The sequence below is a fragment of the Galbibacter kalidii genome, assembly GCF_026241135.1.
In the GTDB taxonomy this organism is placed as follows: Bacteria; Bacteroidota; Bacteroidia; order Flavobacteriales; family Flavobacteriaceae; genus Galbibacter.
Window position 1 is genome coordinate 1 of the sequence record NZ_JAPFGA010000091.1, and the last position, 574, is coordinate 574.

Sequence of the window (574 nt, forward strand, 5' to 3'; positions counted from 1 at the left end):
GCCCGCCATGGTGACATCGGCGACGTTGGCCGAGGTAGTGGCGACACTGTGGGTCAGTCCGGTGACCGCATCGACGCCGATGTGGGCCTTCAGGCCGAAATACCACTGGTTGCCCTTCTTGGTCTGCTTCATCTCCGGATCGCGTTGCTTGACCTGGTTCTTGGTAGAGGGCGCGGCAGCCACGATGGTCGCGTCGACGATGGTGCCCTCGCGCATGAACAACCCTTGCTCGGCCAGGTGGGCGTTGATCACCTCTCAATCCGTTTAGGTGACAACTACGTTGACGCATAGGGTCGGCAAGGGCATACCACTGCTGGAGGAAGTAGACGCGCAGCATGCGCTCCAGGCCGATCGGCGGGCGCCCACGCTTACCAGCCGCATTCGGGAAATAGGACGGCGACAGCGCCTCGATCAGCCGCTGCCATGGCACCAGATCCTCCATCTGGGCCAGGAACCGCTCGCGGCGGGTGACCTTCTTCTTGTTCTGGTACTCGGCTTGGGCGAACGAGATCTGCTTCATCGGGTGGCTCTGATCAGACGGTGGCAGGAGGGCCAAATTCTACCCCGCCGATGG

General features: G+C 62.4%; 1 pseudogene. It reads right to left on the reverse strand.

Annotated features, from left to right (window positions below):
• A pseudogene (locus OOZ15_RS20015) lies at positions 1 to 520 on the reverse strand (transposase); the annotation flags it as partial.
• Positions 521 to 574 lie beyond the last annotated feature (54 nt).